This window comes from Micromonospora sp. WMMC250 (assembly GCF_027460215.1).
Classification (GTDB): domain Bacteria; phylum Actinomycetota; class Actinomycetes; order Mycobacteriales; family Micromonosporaceae; genus Micromonospora; species Micromonospora taraxaci.
This window is the reverse complement of sequence record NZ_JAPZBJ010000002.1, coordinates 363860-384901: the sequence shown is the minus strand read 5'-3', so window position 1 is coordinate 384901 and position 21042 is coordinate 363860. Positions and strand designations below refer to the sequence as shown.

Below are 21042 nucleotides of genomic sequence, written 5' to 3'. Positions count from 1 at the left end.
ACCTTCATCGAGGAGCTGACCATGTCGCGACGACGTCGTCGCCCGGCCACCATACTGGCCGGGCTGCTCATCCTCACCCTGTCCGCGCTCCTGTCGCCGCCGGCGTCGGCGACCGGCAGCGCCGCTGGCCCGTCCCGCACCCGTGCGGTGCCCCTCACCGAGCTGACCGTGGTATCCGAGCGGGTGGCCTTCGGTCTGCAGCGCCCGATCGCGATCACCGGGCTGCCGGACGGCCGGATGCTGATCGCGGAGAAGGCCGGCACCGTCCGCGCCTACCACCCCGACACCGGCCTGGCGGCCGACCCGGTGCTCGACCTGACCGCCCGGGTCGACACGTCGGACAACGAGCGTGGCCTCCTCGGCATCACGCCCGCGCCGAACTTCGCGCGCACCGGGATGCTGTACGTGGCCTACACGAGCCTGCCGGCCGGCACGCTGACCCTGGCGCGGGTGCCCCTCGGGGCGCCCGACCGGTTGCAGGTGCTGCTCACCCAGGAGCACCCCGAGTACGGCAACCACAACGGCGGGCAGGTGGCGTTCGGCCGCGACGGCTACCTCTACTGGTCGACCGGCGACGGCGGCGGCGCGAACGACCCGTTCAAGTCGGGCCAGAACCTCGGCACCCTGCTCGGCAAGATCGTGCGGATCGACGTCAACCGCTCCTGCGGCGGAAAGCCCTACTGCGTACCCTTCGACAACCCGTTCGTCCGCACTCCTGGCGCGCGGCCGGAGATCTGGGTGTACGGGCTGCGCAACCCGTGGAAGTTCTCGATCGACCCGGTCGACAACTCGCTGTGGATCGGTGACGTCGGCCAGGGCCTGATCGAGGAGATCAACCACATCCGCCCGTCGCAGCGTGGCGCGAACCTCGGCTGGTCCTGCCGCGAGGGCACGCCGGTCTTCGACCAGACGCAGTGCCGCCCGGGCGTGCGACTCACCGACCCGATCGCCGAGTACGACCACTACATGACGGAGAACTGTTCCATCATCGGCGGTTCGGTGTACCGGGGGTCTGTCACCCCGGAGGCGCGGGGGACCTACATCGCGAGCGACTACTGCTCGACCCGCGCGTTCGCCATCCGTCAGACGTCCACGGGTGGCTACGAGTCCGCCGAGATCGGCACCTTCCCCACCCAGCCGACGGCGTTCGGCGCCGACGTGAACGGCGAGCTGTACGTGCTCAGTGACCTTCCGGGGTGGCTGAGCAAGGTGCGGTTCGAGCGGGTCCCGCTCCCCCAGCAGGGCTGACCAGGCACCGACAGCGCGACGGCCCGGCGATCGATGACCCTCCACAGAGGGTTGATCGCCGGGCCGTCCCGGTGCTGGGCCGCCTGGCGGCCCGTCGGTCAGCCGGTCAGAGGCCGGCGGCGTGTGCGGCGGCGGTGCCGCCGACCACGGGGAGGACGATGTTGCTGCTCTTCAACGCGACCTTCAGGTTCGCGGCGGTGGTGTCCGCCTGGCTGGAGTACTGCGGGTAGCTGGCCACGATGATCACGCCGATCCGGTGGCCGGGCTTGAAGACGTAGTCCTCCGGCAGCAGCGGGAAGCTGAAGTTGTACGACTCCCCCGGCACCAGCGGCACGCCGACGCGGATCGACTGCCGGTTCTGGGCGTCCATGATGCCCTTGGTGACCAACTCGTAGTCGGCGGTGGCCACCCGCTTCGCCGTCTGCTTGTAGCAGCCGTCGTCCGTCGGGCTGCTCTGGCCCCAGCAGTCCGACGTGTCCAGGGTGATGATCCCCTCGCCGGAGGCCCGGTGCGCGACCCGCTCGTCGGTGCCGTAGTCGACCAGGATCGCCCCGAGGTTGGTGTCGGTCTGGTCGGCGGAGGCCCGCAACTGCACGGTGGGGGTGCCGGAGATGTGCAGCGGCGCGGTCAGTGGAGCGGACAGGAAGGCCAGCCGGTTGGGCTGCGCCACGTCCGGGTTGAGGATCATGGTGTTCTGGCTCTGCGTACGGTTGTCCTGGAAGGCCCCGGTCGCCGGCTTGGCGGTGGGCACCAGCCCGAGACCGCCCGCGCCGGTGGTGCCGGGCTGGAGGAAGACCTCGGTGTCGGTCTTGCCGGGGATCGGCCAGTCGGCGTGGGTCTCCCACACGTCGGCGGAACGCTCCAGGTCCACCCGTGGTTCGTCCATGATGCCGTTGGCGACGCCCTGCAGCCAGAAGTCGAACCACCGGTGCAGCGTCGACACCCACACCGCGCGGCGCGAGTCGAACGGGTCGACGTGACCCTCCTGCGACAGCCACAGCTTGCGCGGAACGTTGTTCTCCGCCAAGGCGTACCAGAACTTGCTGAAGTGGTCCGGCCGGACGTTGTCGTCGTTGAGGCCGTGGTAGAGCAGCACGCTGGCGGTCACGTTGGGGACCTTCTTGACGTAGCTGCGCTCGTTCCAGAAGGACGTGTAGTCGCCATGCTCGTCGCCGTCGGCGGCGCCGATCGCGTCACGCACCGGCTTGCAGTAGTCCCGGCGCTCGGGGTTGGTGACAGTGTTGGCCAGCGACGACACATAACTGTTGCCACGGGTGACGACGCCGTTACTGCGCACGTAGTCGTAGTACTCGGTCGGTCCGCTGATGGGCACGACGGTGGTCAGGCCCTTCACGCCGGTCACCGCCGTGGCCATGGCCAGCGAGCCGTCGTACGACTTGCCGATCATCCCGGTCTTGCCGTTGTGCCAGTCCGCCTTGACGATCTGACCGGCGGCGTTGCGGGCGGTGGCCCGACCGTTGAGCCAGTTGATGGCCTGCTTGGCGCTCAGGTTGTCCTGGTTGGCGTTGGTGGTGGGGCAGCCGGTGGAGTTGTTGGTGCCGACCATGTCCAGGAGGATGACCGCGTAGCCGCGCGGCACGAAGTAGTTGTCGTAGAACAGCGGCCACTTGTCCAGCAGCCCGTCGCCGTCGAGGTCCGCCTTGCACTCGGACTCGTTGCCTCGGCAGACGGTCGAGTAGTAGGGGCTGGCGTCCATCACCACGGGGGCCTTGAGGCCCTGCGCGGTGGCGGCCGGCCGCATCAGGTCGAACGCGATGATGTCGCGCAGACCGTCGTTGTCGCTGTCGAAGGTGGAGTCGATGAAGAGGCGCTCCCGGATGGCGTCGGCGTAGCCGAACACCGGCTGGGTGACACCGTCCTGGACGACGATCGACGGCGGGTCGTCCGCCGCCTGCGCCTGCGGCGCCGCACCGAGGGCGGCGAGCACTGTCGCGGACAGTACGGCCACGCCCGTGCGCCAGCGCGTTCCCCTTGTAGCCATGCAGTCTCCTTGATGTGTCCGAGGTTGCGTAACGCTACGAGCTGGTGGTTGTTGCCACCACCTGCACGTGTAGGAACTTCGCCGGGTGTGGTTCGACGGTGCCGGGGTGCCTGGCTACGGCTGGCCGGCCAGCACCAGCTCCCGCAGCCGCTGGTCGAGTGCCGGGGCGTCCAGGCCGCCCGGCCAGCCGCGGAGCAGGGCACCGCCCTTGGCCACCAGCACGACGGCCGGCGGTTCCCGCACCGCGTACGAACGCGCGATCGTCTGCTGGTCGTCGAGGACGACCGGATACTCCACGCGGTGGGCGCGGAGGTAGTCCTGGACCTCGTCGGCCTGGTCCGCGCCGGCCACGCCGACGAAGACCACCCGGTCCCGGTAGCTGCGGGCCAGCTCGCTGAGGGCCGCCTGGCTGTCGGCGCAGGTGGTGCACCAGGAGGTGAAGAAGGTGAGCACGACGGGACGCTGCGCCCACACCTCGGCGACGGTGAACGGTGTGCCGTCGGTCAGCGCGCCGGTGAACGCCGGGGCGGCCGGGGCGGTGCTGGGCGCCGGGCGCAACGCCAGGTCGGCGGGGACCGGCCCGGGCAGCGCCGCCGCTCCTCCGACGGTCGGCGGTGCGGGCGCGGGCGTGGGCTCGGGCGTGCTGCATCCGCCCAGCAGTGCCGCCGCCAGCACCATCGGCAGGAGTGTCCGCCTCATGACGGGACCACCGCCACCAGCGCCGGGCCCTCGCTGCTGTCCGACGTCAGGTCGAGCGGCGGCCGGCCGTCCACCTCCAGCCGGTAGGAGTCCCGCTGCGGCACGCGTACACCGATGGCGAACTCGCAGTAGGTGGGTAGGCGCTCGACCCCGAGGTCCTCGGCGAACGCGGCCACGGCGGTCCCGGCCGTCAGCTCACCGCTGGCCACCGCCGCCCCGTCCGGGTCGAGGACCCGGAACGGCGACCGGTTGTGGAAGTGCTGGTACGGACCGGTGCCGGCGCAGTCCACCCCGGCGGCCCGGATGTTGATGTCGCGGACCAGGACGCGGACTGTCGTCGGGGAGGCCGCCTCCTCGGCGGCGCCGACGGCGCCGCAGCCGGTCGCGCCGGCCAGCAGCAGGGGCAGCAGAGCCATGGTGCTTCGCCGCACGTCATCCTCCTCTCGCCCGCCTGCCGGGTCCGCGGCGGTAGGCCGCCGCGGACCCGGCAGGAACGGGGTCAACCTCGGGCCTAGGTCAGGACTTCTCGACCCGGCACTGCTTGGTCACCGTCTTCGTCGGGTCGCTCTCCGAGGTCGCGGTGAGCTTCACGAATCCGGTCTGGGCCGCGGCGGCGGTGGCACCCACCGACACCTTGACGGTGGTGGCCTTGCCGAACTGCGCGGTGGCGAGCTGGTTGGGCAGCCAGGTCCGCCAGCCCTTGCCGGCCACCTCCGCCGACAGGCGGTAGACGTCCGACTTCAGGTACGCGCTGACGTCCTCCGGGTGCTGCTGCCCGCCGGCCGAGTACGTACCGGTGTTGGTCAGCTCGAACGAGCAGGTCACCCCACGGTTGGTCGGCTTGCCGCCGCCGGTCACCTCGCCCTTGCCCAATGCCACGTCGTGGCTGCTCGGCCCGCCGGTGCCGTCCAGCGAGCGCACCGCCACCGTGTAGGACAGCGAGCCGGCCGCGTCCCGCTTGAGGTCGATGATGTAGAAGTGCAGCCGGTTGGCCTCGTCGACGTACTCGTACTGGCTGCCGGTGTCCGCGCCGGCGTGGAACAGCGCGTCGGAGAGCTGCCGGTAGTCACCCATGGTGATCTTCTGCGGGGTGCCGTCCGGCCGGTAAAAGTCGATCATGTTGATGTCCTGCGGGTTGGCGTCCACCACCCACTGGAAAGGCGCGCTGTCGGCGTTCTTCGTCTTGCTCACCAGCACGCCGCTGTCCGGGGTGAACGAGTCCGCGCCCATCCGGTCGACGACCTCGACCGTGTAGTTGTTGAAGCTTCCACCGTCGCAGAGCGGGTCGGTGCTGACGCCGCACGCCGGCGACAGGTCCTTGTTCAGCGCGATGTTCACGCCGCTCAGACCCTTCGGGCCGGCGTCGACAGCCCGGGCCGTGACCTGTGCGACCACCAGGCCCGAGGAGGCCAGAGACTCCCGGGACAGCCGCAGAACGTGCTCCTCGCCGAGCAGGCCGATCTTGAGCTTGTCCCGCACCGTGTGCAGCGAGCCCATCGAACCGCCGTTGGTGGGCGGGATCTGCCAACGCGTGTGCGGACCCCCGGGGCCGTTGAAGGACCCGCGCGACATCATGCTCCAGATTCCGGTGTACGCCCTGCGCAGCGGCTCACCGTACGGGTTGTTGTAGTTGTCGCCGATGCCCAGCAGATGGGTCAACTCGTGGGCGTAGACGCCCATGCCCGAACTCTCCCCCTGGGTGGAGGAGCCGCCGCCGGCGTTCGGCCACAGTGTCGCCGCCGCCTTCCACGACGTCCAGTCCACGTAGCGGGTCTTGGCCCAGTTCGGCAGGTTGGGGTCCGGCGGGCCCCAGGCGTCCGGCACGTCCTCCTTGTTCTGGAAGATCATCTGCCCGAACTCCTGCCAGGTCGACGACTCGTCCTGGCCGGCGCTGAGGATGAACACCAACTCGTACTGGTTGGCGACCTCCTCGCCGACAGCCGCCCGCCAGGCGCCCAGGCCGTCGGTACGGATGTTCTTGCCGCACACGTCCCCGCTCGGGCAGGCGCCCGGGTTGAACCCGTTGTCCAACCCGTACTGGTAGGACTTGGCCGGCATCTGGTACGGCCCGAACCCGGTGAGGTCGACGCCGTAGCGGCCGTTGGAGTCCTGCATCCAGTACTCGTGCAGGGTGTGGCCCTTGTTGAGGGTGTTCGGGGTGTTCAGGAAGTCCTGGTAGAACTTCGGCACGTCCGCGCGAGGAATGTTGGTGGCGACGGACTGGGGGTTGCCGAACACCGTCGAGCGGGCCCGCTGGGAGACCGCGAACGTCTCGTCGGGATAGTCGAGCGCCACCAGGGCGATCTTGAAGTTGCGGACCGACCCCGACACGCTGGGGTCGGCCCAGTTCTTGCCGGGCACTGCCTTGTAGTCGTTCCAGGTCATCGTGTCCGGGTTCTGCCACGCCTGCGGGTCGAGAACCTGGAACGGCGCGGTGCCGCCGGCCGGGTTGGCCGGGGCGGCGGCGGCCTGCGCCGCCCCGGTCGCCACGAGCGTGGTCACCACGGCGGCGGCCAGCACGGCCCGCCGCAGCCGGGTTCGATGGGGGGTACGGTGCACGGAACCACCTCTCGTCGGAGGAAAACGCGGTGCCGAGGTCCCGGTGAGGGGGTATCGCGGGACATCTGTCGGCAGGCCGCGCAGCGAATCTAGGAGGGCGGGCCGGTGCCGGTCACCGTGCAGATGTCGGCAGGTGGGCCGGCGACTTCCGACACCTGAAGGACCGGAGCCCGTCGGCGGATCAGCCAGGGCGGCCCCCGGAGGCCGGTTCGACGGTGGCCGCGAGAGCCCGCAGCACGTCCCGACGCACCCGGTCGGCGGCAGCCACGGGCAGGGGTCCACGCGGTGGACGGCACCGCCCGCCGAACCGCCCGGCGCAGGCCATGGCGAGCTTGACGGCCTGCACGGACTCCGGCCGGGAGGCCCAGCCGAGGATCGGGTGCAGCTCGGCGTAGAGCGGCAGCGCCCGGCCCAGATCACGGGCGACGGCCAGCTCGTACAGGCGCACGGCGTGCCGGGGCAGCGCGTTGGGCAGGGCAGCGACCCATCCCGTGGCACCACACAGCACCAGTTCGAGGACCACGTCGTCGGCGCCGACCAGCACGTCGACGTGCGGGCAGAGGTCCCGCAGACGGTGCAGCCTGCGTACGTCACCGGTGACCTCCTTGACCGCGACGATCCCGTCGATCTCGGCGACGGTCGCCAGCAGGTCCGGGGTGAGGTCGATCCGACTGGCGCACGGTTCGTTGTGGGCGACCACCGGCAGGCCGACCGCCGCCACCTCGCGGTAGTGGGCGACCACGTCGGCGTCGCGGGCGGCAGGCCCGTCGGGTGGTCGTGCGAGCACGCCGTGGGCGCCGGCCTCGGCGGCCTGCTCCGCCCAGCGGCGGGCCTGCCTGCTGCCGTAGCCGCCGACGCCGGGCAGCACCGCGCAGCCGGCGGGTGCCGCTTCCACCGTCGCCCTGACCACTGTGGCCCGCTCGTCGTCGGAGAGGGCCCGGTACTCCCCCATCGACACGCACGGCGCGACCCCGTGGCATCCCTCGGCGGCGAGCCACCTGACGTGTTCCTGGAGTTGGTCGACGTCGACCGACAGGTCGGCGCGAAACGGCGTGGTGACGGCGACCAGCACGCCGCGCCAGGGCCTACCAGTTTCCACTCGGACGTCCCTTCTCCGCCGGCACCGTCCAGTGCTGGGGCGCTGGCGCGGTGCGTACCGGAACCCTAGGAACGCCCGTCACCTCCGGTCTTCGGACAGATGCCGGAAGCGTCGCGACGCCGGCCGTCTTTTTGTCGCGAGTTCGAGAGTGGACCTTGCGCGATGACCCATCCGCACCGGAGGGTAAGGACTGGCGGTCGCGCGATCCCTGTCACGCAGCGCAACCATGGGAGTCGTATGCACGGTGAGCTCCAGCGAATCGTCGACGCCGTCGCCGCCCGGGTGGGGCGACCCGCCCTCATCGAGGACCGGCGTCAGCGGGTGGTCGCCTACAGCGAGCACGACGGCCCGATGGACGAGGTCCGGCGGACGTCGATCCTGCGCCGGCAGACCACGCCGGAGGTGATCGCCTGGTTCCGGGGCATGGGCGTGCTCACGGCGTACGCGCCGATCCGCACCCCCGCGTGCCCCGAACTGGACCTGCTGGCGAGGGTCTGCGTGCCGATCCGGCACGACGACCTGCTGCTCGGGTTCGTGTGGTTCATCGACGCGGACGGTTCGATGACCGACGCCGACATCGCAACGGCGACCGGTCCCTTCGCCGATCTGTCGCTGGCCCTGTACCGGGAAGACCTGCTCGGCGAGCTCGCCTCGCAGCGGGAGACCGAGGCCACCCGTACCCTCCTGGTGGAGAGCCGGCAGGCGCGCGAGCACGCGGCGCGGGCACTGCTGGAGGAGGGCGTGGTGGCCGGCGACGGGTCGACCGTCGCACTGGTCGCACAGCTCGTGCCGGCCAGCGGGCGGCAGCCCGACGAGGTGGCCCGGATCGCCCTGGAGCAGGCGTTGGTCACCACGCGCCGCTGGATCGGGGTGCGGGAGTCGCTGCACCTCGTCTGGCACGACCACGGGGTGCTGCTGGTCTGCGGCGACCGGGTCGCGGGCCGCCCTTCGCCGGAGGTAGCCGCCGGGCACCTGGACGAGGCGCTGGGCACAGCGACCCGGGGTCTGGCCTCGGTGGAGCGGACGGTGACCGGGATCGGCCAGTCCCGCGCCAGCCTGTCCAGTGCTGTGGAGTCCTACCAGGAGGCCGCGCAGGCCGCCCGGGTCGGTGCGCAACTGCCCGCGCTGGGCCGGGTGGTCTGCTGGGCCGGTCTGGGCATCTACCGGGTGTTGTCCCAACTGGACAATCAGCATCTCGACGTCGCGGGCGTCCATCCCGGGTTGGAGCGGCTGCTGCGCGACGACGCCCATCAGGTGCTGCTGGAGACCCTGGAGGCGTACCTCGACCTGGCGGGCAACGCGCACGCGACCGCCGAGAAGCTCCGGCTGCACCGGACGACCCTCTACTACCGACTGCAACGGGTGGAACAACTCGCCGGGACGGACCTCAAGGACGGCAACGAACGGCTGTGTCTGCACCTGGCCATGAAGCTCGGTCGGCTCAGCGGCCACTACCGTACGGCGTGATCACGGGAGCCCGCTTCCCCTATCTGTAAACAACCCTTGATATTAATCGTCACGGACGTCAATATGTGGAGGTCGCGGGTCGCCGAAGCCTGGGGAGTGAGCCATGAGAAGCCGCCGGATCCTCGCAGCGCTGGCCGGGGCGGCGATGACCGTCACGGCCACCGTCGCCTTCGTACCCAGCAGTACGGCAGCCGTGTCGTCAGCCAACGCCGTCCCGATGGTCGCCTGCACCGCACCGGGCTGGGCCGAGGGCAACACCTACCAGGCGGGCGCCCAGGTCACCTACGGCGGCCGGCTCTACCAGGCTCTGGTCACCCACACCGCGCACCCCGGCGCCGGCTGGAACCCGGCGTCGACCCCCTCACTGTGGCGGGATCTCGGCGCGTGCTCGGGGACCACCCCACCGCCCACCACGCCACCGCCGACGACCCCGCCGCCCACCACGCCGCCACCGACCACACCTCCCCCCACCACGCCGCCGCCGACCGGGGGAACCTGTGCGGTGAAGTCGCGGCCCACCGGCAAGGTGTTGCAGGGCTACTGGGAGAACTGGGACGGCGCCTCCAACGGCGTGCACCCCGGGCTCGGCTGGATCCCGATCACCGACAGCCGGCTCACCCAGCACGGCTACAACGTGATCAACGCGGCGTTCCCGGTGATCCGCTCGGACGGCACGGTCCTCTGGGAGAACGGCATGGACGCCGGCGTGAAGGTGGCCACCCCGGCCGAGATGTGCCAGGCCAAAGCGGCTGGCGCCACCATTCTGATGTCGATCGGCGGCGCCGCCGCGGGTATCGACTTGAGCTCCACCGCCGTCGCCGACCGGTTCATCGCGACGATCGTGCCGATCCTGACGAACTACCACTTCGACGGCATCGACATCGACATCGAGACCGGCCTGACCGGCAGCGGCACCATCAACACCCTGTCCACGTCGCAGGCCAACCTGATCCGGATCATCGACGGCGTGCTGGCCCGGATGCCGTCGAACTTCGGCCTGACCATGGCACCGGAGACCGCCTACGTCACCGGTGGCAGCGTGGTCTACGGCTCGATCTGGGGCTCGTACCTGCCGATCATCAAGAAGTACGTGGACAACGGCCGACTCTGGTGGCTGAACATGCAGTACTACAACGGCAGCATGTACGGATGCGCCGGCGACTCGTACCCGGCGGGCACCGTGCAGGGCTTCACGGTGCAGACGCAGTGCCTGAACAACGGCCTCACCATCCAGGGCACCACGATCCGCGTGCCGTACGACAAGCAGGTCCCGGGCCTGCCCGCGCAGATCGGGGCCGGCGGCGGTTACCTGTCGACGTCGCTGGTCACGCAGGCCTGGAACTCCGTACCCGGCCTCAAGGGCCTGATGACCTGGTCGGCCAACTGGGACGGGTCGAAGGGCTGGACCTTCGGCGACAACGTGAAGCGCCTGCAGGGCCGCTGACGGGAAGTCGCCTGGTCAGGGTGGTTGCGGTGCCCTGACCAGGCTCAGCCCGGCTGCGATGAGGGCTGACCGGGGTGTGGTTTCGACCGACCAGGCCCGGACGACGCGCCGTCCGATCGAGCCGTGGGTGCGTCCCGCCTCGCCAGCTCCCGGCGAGAGGTGATGTTGAGCTTGCGGAAGATCTTGCGTAGGTGGTAGTCCACGGTGCTCGGGCTGATGAACAGCTGCGCCGCCACCTCGCGGTTGGACGCGCCGTTCGAGACCCGACGCGCGATGTCGCGCTCCTGGCTGGTCAGGCAGCAGCTCTGGGCGAAGTGGTTGGTCGTGTCGTGGTGGGCCAGCCGGCTGCGCAGTTCGCGGCGGGACGCCACACCCAGCCTGTGGAACACTCCGCGGAGGTGGTGTTTGACGGTATGGGTGCTGATGACCAGGTGCGTCGCGACCTCGACGTTGGTAGAGCCTGCCGCCACCAGCAGGGCGATCTGTTCCTGTCGTGGGGTCAGTGCCGCACGGGGCAGGGCTCGGGCAGGCTCGGCTACGGCGCAGTGCATGGTGCTCCTCGGCGCGGGTTCGGGGTCTCGACGACCATCCGATCGCACCGCTGTGCACGACGAGTGCAGACCGAGTGATCGCCCTACCCGTTCACGACGCGCCCCTCATCAGGCTCAGCCGGGCCCGGACGTACGCGACCATGGTCCGGTAGGCCTCGGCCTCCTCCATGCCGGAGACCTCGACGAGTTCCCGGAAGCCGTTGTCGGCGATCAGGTGCTCGAACTGCTGGCAGCCCCGTTCCGCGCGCGTCAGGTCGCCGAGGTCGAATGCGGCCCGCGCGAGGATCGCCGCGACGGCGCAACGGGGACCATTCGACTCGGAGACGCCCTCGGCCAGTCCCCACTCCGACACCTCCACCGCTCGTTCGAGCCTCCCGTGTTTCCAGGAGGACTCCGCGATGAGCAGTGCGTAGTAGATCTTCAGGTGATCGAGGTGCTTCGCCACCGCGATGGTCAGCCCTTCCTCGCCGGCCCGGGTGCCGGCGTCGAACCGGTCGGCCCCCAGGAGCGCCCTCGTAAGGGTCAGCAGCGAGACGGCGAGAAGTTCCTGACGCCCCGTCTGCCGGGCCAGAGCGACCGAGCGCTCCCCGTGGGCGACGGCGTCGTCGTGGTCGCCGCGCGCCAACGAGAGCACGGCGAGATTTCGCAGGACGTCGGCTTGTCCGGCGACCTCTCCGGCGCCTTCGAAGATGGACAGGGATCGCCGGAGATATTCGTCGGCCCGGGGCAGCGGGGCGAAGGCCTCCCCGACGGTGCGGAGAAGGTCGGCCTCCATCAACGGCTCGCCGAGCACGTTGACCATGTCGAGGATCGCGAGGACGGTGTGTGTCCGGCGCGGGGGTATGGAGTTGCTGCCCGGCGCCGAGGCGGCGAGGACCATGGCCGCCGCGTCGCGCCGCAGGCCGTGCCCGACGGCCACATCGATGGTCGCCCACAGCGCGGCCCGTTCCCGGGTGTACCAGGCGGCAGCCTGCGGCACACTGTCGAACGACTCGGGCGTCACGTCCGACGGCGGTTCGTCGAGGGTGCCGGCCGGCTGGCGGTGGTGCCTCGCGTACGCGGTGCGGGCAGAGTGCAGGTAGTGCGCGATGAGACGCCGCTCGTACTCCGGCCGTTGGTGATCGTCGTCGAGGAGCTCACCCGCGTACGCCCGCAGCAGGTCGTGCAGGACGTACCGGCCGGGCCGCGACTCGTCGAGCAGGTTGGCGGTCACCAGTTCCGTGAGGAGTTGGCGGGCCCGTGCGCGACCGATTCCCGCGATGCTGGCCACCGACTCCAACGACATCCCCGGGCCGGGATGGACGGCGAGGGCCCGGAACACCTGTGCCGTCGACGGAGCTAGCGCCCGGTACGACCACGAGAACACCGACCGGACATCGTCTGACGAGTCCACACTGGACAACGCGTCGAGTCTGGCGGACGGCGCTGAGACATCACTGACGACCGCGCTCAACGACACTGCCGGATTGAGGGCCACCCGGGCGGCGACGATCGCCAGTGCGAGCGGCAACCCGGCACAGAGCGCGATGACCCTGTCCAACGACTCCGGGTCCGTCGTGGCGCGGCGGGTTCCGAGGCGGTTGATCAGGAGCTGTCGGGACTCGGCGCCGGTCAGCCGATCGACCTGCACGTAACGGGCGCCCTCCCGGGTGACCAGGCTCGTCATCCGGTGCCGGCTCGTCACGATGACCAGGCAGCCCCGGGAGGCCGGCAGCAGCGGGCGGACCTGGTCGGAGTCGAGTGCGTTGTCCAGGAGCACGAGGAGACGACGGCCGGACAGGCGACTGCGGTAGCGGGCCGCCTGCGCGTCGATGGTCTCCCGTCGTGACGCCACCGCCGGCTCGCCCAGTGACGCGAGCAGCGTGGCGAGCGCCTCCTCCGAGGACATGACGTGTCCGTCCGGATCCAGGCCTCTCAGGTTCAAAAACAACTGTCCGTCGGGAAACTTGTCAGCAATCTGGTGGGCCCAGTGCACGGCGAGGGCGGTCTTGCCGATGCCGCCCATGCCGCCGAGCACGGTGATCACGATGGTCGCATCGCTGAACGCGTCGGTCAGTTGGTCGTCGAGCACTGCGGCGAGGCCGTTTCGTCGGACGAACCCGGCGACCGGCGGCGGCAGCTGCGCGGGCCGGGGAGCGTCCGGCGGGGGTAGCTCGTCCTGCGGGGTCCAGCCGCTGGCGAGCAGTTCCCGGTACGCCTCCCGCAGTTCCGGACCCGGGTCCACCCCCAGTTCCTCGGCGAGACGGTGGCGGGTGCTCTCGAAGACGCGCACACCTTCTGCCCGGTGACCGGTGGCCACGTACGCGCGCATCAGGCAGGCCTGTAGCGCCTCGTCCATCGGCGCTGCGGCGGCCACGCTCACCAGGGGGGTCAGTGCGGCGCCGGCCATGCCGTGGGCGATCGCGGCCTCGCTGGCCGCCAGCGCCACCGCGACGCGCTCCCGCTCGATCGCGACGAACTCCGGCGAGCCCAACGCACTCGTCGGCAGGTCGGTGAACGCGGGGCTGCGGCCGAGTTCCAGAGCTGTCAGGTACGCCTGTACGCCGGCCACGACATCCCCGCCGGAGAGCGCCTCGCGTGCCCTGCGGACCAGCTCGCGGTACATGGCCAGGTCGGAGTCCTCGGTCGCGAGGACCAGTCGGTAGCCCGTACCGGCGGGTAGGAGGTACCTGCCGGTTTCGCGAACGTCCAGGTCCGGTTCGAGGATCCGCCGGAGGTTCCCGACGTGCCGGTGGATCTGGTTGGCGGCGCTGGCCGGCGGTTGGTCGTCCCACAGGCTGTCGACGATGGTGTCGAGGCCGACCGCGTCGCCCCCGGCGGCGAGGAGCTTGGCCAGGATGATCCGCTGGCGGACCGGGCCGAGATCGACGTCCGAGCCGTCCCGCCGGCAGCCGAGACCCCCGAAGACCTTGAACTCGCAGCGGGACTGCGGCACGTCCGGGGGCCTGCGGTCGGGCGTCGTCACGATTGACATCCTAGAGATGGAAGGGCAGCGGCTTCGCTTTTCGGCTCAGCCTGCGGTGCGCCCCGGGTCCCCCGCATCCCCCATCTTTCGTTGTCCTTCGGTCGGTCGACAAACACGGGGACTACGTGTTGTGGGTGATTCGCGAACCGTTTCATATCCGTACCTTCGGCAGGGTTCCCACATGCGGAACGCAAGCCCAAGGAGTGCGCATGCCCCATGTCACAGTTGGCTCAGAGGGAGCCGATTCGATCGACATCTACTACGAGGATCACGGCACCGGCACCCCGGTGGTCCTCAGTCACGGCTATCCGTTGAGCGGAAAGGCCTGGGAGAAGCAGGTTTCCGTACTGCTCGCCGCCGGCTACCGCGTCATCACGTATGACCGGCGGGGCTGGGGCAATTCCAGCCAGCCCACTGACGGGTACGACTACGACACGTTCGCCAGCGATGTGAACGTGCTGCTCACGGCAATCGACGTACGCGACGCCATCCTCGTGGGTCACTCGATGGGGACGGGCGACGTGGCCCGTTACCTGGGTCGCTACGGCACCGAGCGGGTCGCGAAGGCCGTGCTGATGTCGCCGATCCCGCCGTTTCTCCTGCGCACGGATGACAATCCCGAAGGCGCACCGCAGTCGTTGTTCGACGGCTTCATCCAGGCCGCCCGGGGAGACCGGGAGGCGTGGCTCAAGCAGTTCCTGCAGAACTTCTACAACCTCGACGTCTACGGTGGCTCGTTGGTCAGCGACGAGGCATTCCAGACCAGTGTGAACGTGGCTGTTGCCGGTTCTCCTGTCGCCGCCGTGGCCTGCATCCCGACCTGGCTCACCGACTTCCGCCACGACCTGGCCACGATTGATGTGCCGGTTCTCGTGATCCAGGGTGACCAGGACCGGGTCCTACCCATCGGGGTGACCGGCCAGCGGGTGTCCGCCTTCGTCGCGGATTCGCAGTTGCTCGTCATCGAGGGCGGTCCGCACGCCATTACCTGGACGCATGCCGACCAGGTCAATGACGCCTTGCTCGACTTCTTCAAGAAGTGAAGGGAAACACCGTGAAAATGTCCTTGCGACGCCGCGTCATCTCCGTAGGCGTGGCCATCGGCGCCCTCACCCTCGTTGGTGCCGGCATCGGCACCGCGCAGGCCTCGACGAACCACGTCGGGCAGTCGCGTCCCGCGGCGGCCAAGCCGACCGTCGTGCTCGTGCACGGCGCGTGGGCGGACGGGTCGAGCTGGGACAAGGTTTCAGCCAAGCTCCAGCACGACGGCTACCGGGTCGTCACCCCGCCGAACCTGCTGTCGGGCGTGGAGAAGGACGCCAAGAACCTCCGCGCGTACCTGGACACCATCAGCGGACCGATCGTCCTGGTCGGGCACTCCTACGGCGGCATGGTGATCACGAACGCCGCGCTGGGTGATGAGCAGGTCAAGGCCCTGGTGTACGTGGACGCGTACATCCCGGACCAGCACGACAGTGTGTACTCGCTGACCTCGGCCCTGCCCGGCTCGGTCTTCGCGGCCGAAGCGTCCACCGTCTTCGACGTGGTCGCCAACCCCAACGACGAAGACCCCCACAACGTCAACCTCTACGTCAAGCCGTCGGTCTACGGCACGGCGTTCGCCGACAGGAGCATCCCCGCCAAGGACGTCGCGGTGCTCGCCGCCCGGCAACGCCCCCTGGCCTACAACGCACTGACCGAGGAGGCCACCGAGCCGGCCTGGCGCACCATCCCCTCGTGGTCGGTGATCGGCAAGCAGGACGCCGTCATCCCGGCCGCCCAGCAGGTCGTGATGTCCAAGCGCGCCAAGGCGCACACCATCGAGATCAACGCCCCGCACCTGTCCATGGTCACCGACGCGGGTGCGGTCACCAACCAGATCGAGGCTGCCGCCAAGGCGACCAGCTGACACGACGGGAGGCCGCGGCATCGCTCACCGCGATGCCACGGCCTCCCGGTCAGGGCCTCTCGGCCGAACGCTGGGCGCGCCGCCCGGCCGCAGTGGTCAGTCCTCGGCAGCGGGTCGGCTGCGCACCACCAACTCGTCGATCTCCAACCGGCCGACGCGCAGCTCCCGCACGATCGCCCGGCGGATCGTCAGCCGCCCGATGGCCAACGCCCCGACGGCGACGGCTCCGACGGCGACGGCTCCGACGGCCAGCGCCCCCACGGCGAGGGCTCCGAGCGAGGCCGCCCCCGCAGCCCACGCACCCGTGGCCGCCGCACCGGTCGCCACCGCGCCGTTGGCCCGCGTCCCGGTCAACCGCATCACGCCCACCTCACGCTTCATTCCGTCATTGTCCGCGTACCGCCCGCTGCTCGCCCTCCCAGACGCCGAAGAAGGTCAAGGCCGGCGGCCGCCACGGCTCCCGTCACCGGCTGTTCTGTTCCGGGCCGGCAGGCCGGACTTGCCTTAGGATTCCGCGAGGTATCTGCGCCGTCGGCGCAGATGGCGGCACCGATCCGGGCGGCGAGACGGTGCCGCCGGGTCAGGGCGTGCGGTTCGAGGGAGTGTCGCAACGATGAGCAGCGCCGCACAAGGGCCGTTTACCAGGGCAGACGTCTTCGCTGGTGACGGCGAGATCGGCCGTGACCTCGCGAAGGTGGACTGGGCATCGACTCCGCTGGGGGATCCCGCTGGGTGGCCGCAGAGCCTGCGGACGGCGGTGAGCATTCTGCTGTCGTCGCGCTTCCCGATGTGGATGGCCTGGGGTCCTCAGCTGACCTTCTTCTGCAACGCCGCGTACCGGCGTGACACCCTCGGCCGCAAGTACCCGTGGGCTCTGGGTCGACCGGCCAGTGAGGTGTGGGCGGAGATCTGGCCGGACATCGGCCCTCGGATCGATCGGGTGCTGACCACCGGCGTCGCGACCTGGGACACGGCGCTGCTGCTGTTTCTGGAGCGGTCCGGTTACCGGGAGGAGAGCTACCACACCTTCTCCTACAGCCCGCTGCGCAACGACGACAACGCCCTCATCGGCATGTTGTGCGTGGTCAGTGAGGACACCGACCGTGTCGTCGGCGAGCGGCGGATGGCCACGCTGCGTGATCTCGGGTCCGATCCGAGCGTGGTGCGTACCGAAGAGGAGATGGTGACCTTCGCGGGCCGGCAACTCGGCCGCAACGACCTCGACCTTCCGTTCACGGCGATCTACCTCCTCGATGACGACGGCAGGGCCCGTCTGGCGGCAGCCGCCGGCATCCCCGCAGGTCACCCCGCAGCCCCGAGCACGATCGCGGCCAACGAATCGACCCCGGTGTGGCCGGTGGCGGCGCTGGCGCGGGGCGAGTCGCCACTTGTCCCGCTCGATGGCGCCCCGTTCGGAGACCTGCCGACCGGGGCGTGGTCGCAGCCGCCCACCCAGGCACTCGTGGTGCCGCTGCTGCAACAGGGCGACACGCCGTACGGCTTCCTGGTCGCCGGCTTGAATCGGTACCGACCGCTCGACGACGGGTACCGGGGTTTCGTGGAACTGGCCGCGGGCCACGTCGCGGCCGGTATCGCCAGCGCCCGCAGCTACCAGGCGCAGCAGCAGCGGGCCGAGGAGCTCGCCGAGATCGACCGCGCGAAGACGGCGTTCTTCTCCAATATCAGCCACGAGTTCCGCACCCCACTGACGTTGATCATGGGTCCACTGGACGAGTTGCGTACCCGCCTCGGCGACACCGACGAGGAGGTGCGCGAGGAGTTGCAGGTCATGCACCGCAACGGGCTGCGACTCGGGAAGCTGGTCAACGCGCTGCTGGACTTCTCCCGGATCGAAGCCGGACGGATGGAGGCCCACTACGAGCCGGTGGACCTCGCCGCGGTCACCGCAGATCTCGCCAGCGTGTTCCGCTCGGCCGTCGAACGCGCGGGTCTCACCTTCGAGGTGGACTGCCCCCCACTGCCCGAGCCGGTGTACCTCGACCGCGGCATGTGGGAAAAGATCATCCTGAACCTCCTCAGCAACGCCCTGAAGTTCACCTTCGACGGCGCCATCCGGGTACGGACGCGGGCAGAGCACGGCCGGGCCGTGGTGACAGTTGTCGACACGGGGATCGGGGTGCCCGCCGAGGAGATGCCCCGACTGTTCGAACGGTTCCACCGCATCGACAACGCCCGCTCGCGCTCGAACGAGGGCAGTGGCATCGGCCTGGCGCTGGTGCGGGAACTCGTCGGGTTGCAGGGCGGTGACGTCAGCGCCGACAGCACCATCGGCCAGGGCACGACCTTCACCATCGCGCTTCCCTTCGGTAGCGGTCACCTGCCGCCGGGCACCGTCGCCCTTGGCGGGGAGCACGACGTTTCCGCCGCCGCCGAACCGTTCGTCGAGGAGGCGCGGCGCTGGCTCCCGCAGGAGCCATCAGCGGGTACGCCCACAGAGGTCGCCGGACGCGGCGGGCGGGAGACGACGACAGACGTACGGCCTGGATCGGCGCGGATCCTGGTCGCCGACGACAACGCTGACATGCGCGAGTACCTCAGCCGTCTGCTGCGCGCGGCCGGCTACCAGGTCGAGGCGGTCAACGACGGTCATCTGGCCCTGCAGGCGGCACGCGCCCATCAACCCGATCTCGTCGTCAGCGACGTGATGATGCCGGCCCTGGACGGTCTGCAACTGGTGGCCGCGCTGCGCGCCGAACCCCGTACGGCGGGAACTCCCGTCCTGCTGCTGTCGGCGCGGGCAGGTCAGGAGGCCTCCATCGAGGGGTTGGAGGCGGGGGCGGACGACTACCTGGTCAAGCCGTTCGCCGCCGCCGAACTGCTGGCCCGGGTGCGGACGAACGTGACGTTGGCCCGGCTGCGCAACCACCACGCCCGGTGGCGCACCGCCCTGATCGACTCGCTTCAGGAGGCCTTCTTCGTCTGCGACGAGAACGGCGCCGTCGTCGAGATCAACACCACCTTCACCGACATCCTCGGCTACGGCCCCGAAGGGCTTCCCTATTCCGCCAATCCCCCGTGGTGGCCGAGCCGGGAGACCGAGCCCGAGGCATACCAGCAGGTCACCGAAGCGCTCACCCAGCTCACGGGTCAGACCAGCGGTGCGTACACCATCCCGGTGACGCACCGGGACGGCCATCGCCTGTGGGCCGCCGCCGCCTTCAACCAGGTACAGGACCCGGACACCGGCCGACGGGTGATCGTCGGCACCTTCCGCGACGTCACGGCGGAGCACTACGCCGTGCAACGGGAGAGCGCACTGGCCGCCCTGAGCATCCGCCTGTCGCAGGCGGACAACCTCGCCGACGCGTTGCACGGGGTCCTCGACGAGCTGCGGGGGCTGTGGCGCGCCACGCGCGTTCTCGCGGCTGTCTTCGACGGCTCCCACACCCCGACGATCACCGCGACCGATCCTCACCAGCGCTGGGACACCCTCACCGACCAGCGCCGGCGGATGCTCACCGACCTGCGCGATCGGCCCCTGCTCACCACGGTCGCGGACCACACCACGGGCGTAGGAATCGCCGTGGAACATCCCCACGGCACGATGGCCCTGTGGATCGACCTCGGCGAGAGGCGCCCCGTCACCGAACAGGACGAGACCCTGCTGGCCCTGCTGGCCGGCCACCTCGGCCAAGGGCTGCGCCGGGTGCAGCACATCGATGAGCAGCGGGAGACCGCCCTGGCGTTGCAACGGGCCATCCTCGGTCCCGCGCAGCTGCCCAGCGGTTTCGCCGCGCGGTACGCGCCCGCCACCCGGCCGTTGAAGGTCGGCGGCGACTGGTACGACACCATCGCGCTCGTCGACGGGCAGATCGGCATCGTCGTCGGCGACTGCGTCGGTCACGGACTGCGCGCCGCCACCGTCATGGGCCAGCTCCGCAGCGCGTGCCGTGCCCTGCTGCTGCAGGACTCCAGCCCGTCGCGCACGCTCACCGCACTCGACCGTTTCGCCGCTCAGTTGCCCGGAGCCCTCTGCGCAACGGTCTTCTGCGGCGTCCTCGACCCGACGACCGGACATCTGCGTTACGCCAGCGCCGGGCATCCTCCCGCCATCGTCACCTCACCCGACGGCGTCACCCGGTTGCTCGACCAGGGCCACTCCCGCCCCCTCGGCGTTCGAGGCAACGCCGAGCGGCCCGAAGCCGAGGAACGTGTGCCGGCACGGGCCACCCTGATGCTCTACACCGACGGGCTCGTCGAACGCCGCCGCCAACCGCTCACCGCAGGCATCGGCCACGTCGTCACAGTGATCCAGAACGGACGCGCCCAGCCGATCGAGACGCTCGCCACCGACGTCATGGATCAACTCAGCCCGCCGGGGGGATACGACGACGACGTCGCGGTCCTGCTCTACCGTCACCCCGGCCCGCTGGAACTCGACTTCGCCGCCGAACGCACCGGCCTCGCACCCGTGCGCAGCGCACTGCGAAGCTGGCTCGAGCGCTGCGGGCTGAGTCCCACCAACGCCTACAACGTCCTGGTGGCCGCCGGCGAAGCCTGCGCCAACGCCATCGAGCACGGACACCGCGACAACCCGGGCGGACGGATCCGGCTACGGGCCACCGCCACCGCCGACGGCCTGCACCTCAGCGTCACCGACAGCGGGCACTGGAAGCCACCTCAGCCGGAAGCCGGCAACCACCGGGGACGAGGCCTGCTCCTCATGCGGGCCCTGATGGACGCCATCACCGTCACGCCCAGTGCCACCGGCACCACCATCGACATGCAGGCGAGGATCCCATGAGCACCACACTGACCCTCACCACCGACCAGCAGCCCGACGGCGCCCTCGTACTGACCGCGACCGGGGAGGTCGACATGAGCAACGCCGCCGACTTCGGCGACGCCCTCACCCGCGCCGTGGAAGCCGCCCCGGGCCCGCTGACGGTCGACCTGACCGCACTGGAATACCTCGACAGCGCGGGTCTTGCCGTTCTGTTCCCCCACGTCGAGCGGATCCACCTCGTCGCCAGCCCACTCCTGGCTCCCGTCCTGACCATCGCCGGGCTCGCCGACCTGATGACGGTCACTCCTGCCTGATCGATCAAGGTTTTCCCGTACCCGACGGCAGGAGATGC

Annotated in this window: 15 protein-coding genes; 7 read left to right on the top strand and 8 right to left on the bottom strand. The window is 70.1% G+C overall.

The window, feature by feature from the left end; genetic code table 11:
• Positions 1 to 21 precede the first annotated feature (21 nt).
• Complete coding sequence (locus O3438_RS01785) at positions 22 to 1248, top strand: PQQ-dependent sugar dehydrogenase (RefSeq protein ID WP_269678230.1); 1227 nt, start codon at positions 22 to 24, stop codon at positions 1246 to 1248.
• A 106-nt stretch (positions 1249 to 1354) separates the two neighbouring features.
• Here O3438_RS01785 and O3438_RS01780 read toward each other — a convergent pair whose 3' ends face one another.
• The 5 genes from O3438_RS01780 to O3438_RS01760 all read right to left on the bottom strand — a co-directional run bounded on the left by O3438_RS01780 (position 1355) and on the right by O3438_RS01760 (position 7607).
• The gene (locus O3438_RS01780) at positions 1355 to 3250 is read right to left on the bottom strand and encodes a CocE/NonD family hydrolase (RefSeq protein WP_269678229.1); all 1896 of its coding nucleotides are present in this window, start codon (positions 3248 to 3250) and stop codon (positions 1355 to 1357) included.
• Positions 3251 to 3364: 114 nt separating this feature from the next.
• Positions 3365 to 3949, bottom strand: coding sequence for a TlpA family protein disulfide reductase (locus O3438_RS01775; protein ID WP_269678228.1), 585 nt, complete (start codon positions 3947 to 3949; stop codon positions 3365 to 3367).
• On the bottom strand, positions 3946 to 4380 hold the full coding sequence (locus O3438_RS01770; RefSeq protein ID WP_269678227.1) for a hypothetical protein: 435 nt from the start codon (positions 4378 to 4380) through the stop codon (positions 3946 to 3948). The genes O3438_RS01775 and O3438_RS01770 overlap by 4 nt, the downstream gene beginning before the upstream one ends.
• A gap of 85 nt (positions 4381 to 4465) precedes the next feature.
• Positions 4466 to 6508 (bottom strand): M6 family metalloprotease domain-containing protein, encoded by a 2043-nt coding sequence (locus O3438_RS01765; protein ID WP_269678226.1) that lies wholly within the window; start codon positions 6506 to 6508, stop codon positions 4466 to 4468.
• Between the two features lie 181 nt (positions 6509 to 6689).
• Positions 6690 to 7607 carry a dihydrodipicolinate synthase family protein gene (locus O3438_RS01760; RefSeq protein ID WP_269678225.1) on the bottom strand — a complete coding sequence of 306 codons (918 nt, stop codon included), beginning with the start codon at positions 7605 to 7607 and terminating at the stop codon, positions 6690 to 6692.
• Between the two features lie 237 nt (positions 7608 to 7844).
• On the opposite strand from O3438_RS01760, the gene O3438_RS01755 reads away from it, so the two are divergent.
• Both O3438_RS01755 and O3438_RS01750 read left to right on the top strand, forming a co-directional pair.
• Complete coding sequence (locus tag O3438_RS01755) at positions 7845 to 9074, top strand: PucR family transcriptional regulator (RefSeq protein ID WP_269678224.1); 1230 nt, start codon at positions 7845 to 7847, stop codon at positions 9072 to 9074.
• A 103-nt stretch (positions 9075 to 9177) separates the two neighbouring features.
• Positions 9178 to 10518, top strand: coding sequence for a carbohydrate-binding protein (locus tag O3438_RS01750; protein WP_269678223.1), 1341 nt, complete (start codon positions 9178 to 9180; stop codon positions 10516 to 10518).
• A 44-nt stretch (positions 10519 to 10562) separates the two neighbouring features.
• Here O3438_RS01750 and O3438_RS01745 read toward each other — a convergent pair whose 3' ends face one another.
• Both O3438_RS01745 and O3438_RS01740 read right to left on the bottom strand, forming a co-directional pair.
• Entirely contained in the window at positions 10563 to 11069 is a 507-nt protein-coding gene (locus O3438_RS01745) for a response regulator transcription factor (RefSeq protein ID WP_269678222.1), read from the bottom strand.
• Between the two features lie 91 nt (positions 11070 to 11160).
• A complete protein-coding gene (locus O3438_RS01740) occupies positions 11161 to 14034 on the bottom strand; it encodes an AfsR/SARP family transcriptional regulator (RefSeq protein WP_269678221.1) in 2874 nt (957 codons plus the stop codon).
• A 209-nt stretch (positions 14035 to 14243) separates the two neighbouring features.
• Here O3438_RS01740 and O3438_RS01735 point away from each other — a divergent pair, with 209 nt between their 5' ends.
• Positions 14244 to 15077, top strand: a complete 834-nt coding sequence (locus O3438_RS01735; RefSeq protein WP_269683545.1) for an alpha/beta fold hydrolase — start codon at positions 14244 to 14246, stop codon at positions 15075 to 15077.
• Positions 15078 to 15094: 17 nt separating this feature from the next.
• Positions 15095 to 15943 (top strand): alpha/beta fold hydrolase, encoded by an 849-nt coding sequence (locus tag O3438_RS01730; RefSeq protein WP_269683544.1) that lies wholly within the window; start codon positions 15095 to 15097, stop codon positions 15941 to 15943.
• Between the two features lie 96 nt (positions 15944 to 16039).
• On the opposite strand, the gene O3438_RS01725 is transcribed toward O3438_RS01730, so the two are convergent.
• Positions 16040 to 16324: a hypothetical protein gene (locus O3438_RS01725; RefSeq protein ID WP_269678220.1), complete on the bottom strand. Its 285-nt coding sequence runs from the start codon at positions 16322 to 16324 to the stop codon at positions 16040 to 16042.
• 232 nt (positions 16325 to 16556) lie between these two features.
• On the opposite strand from O3438_RS01725, the gene O3438_RS01720 reads away from it, so the two are divergent.
• Entirely contained in the window at positions 16557 to 20708 is a 4152-nt protein-coding gene (locus O3438_RS01720) for a SpoIIE family protein phosphatase (protein WP_269678219.1), read from the top strand.
• On the top strand, positions 20705 to 21004 hold the full coding sequence (locus O3438_RS01715) for an STAS domain-containing protein (protein WP_269678218.1): 300 nt from the start codon (positions 20705 to 20707) through the stop codon (positions 21002 to 21004). Before O3438_RS01720 ends, O3438_RS01715 begins: the two co-directional genes overlap by 4 nt.
• Positions 21005 to 21042: the final 38 nt, after the last annotated feature.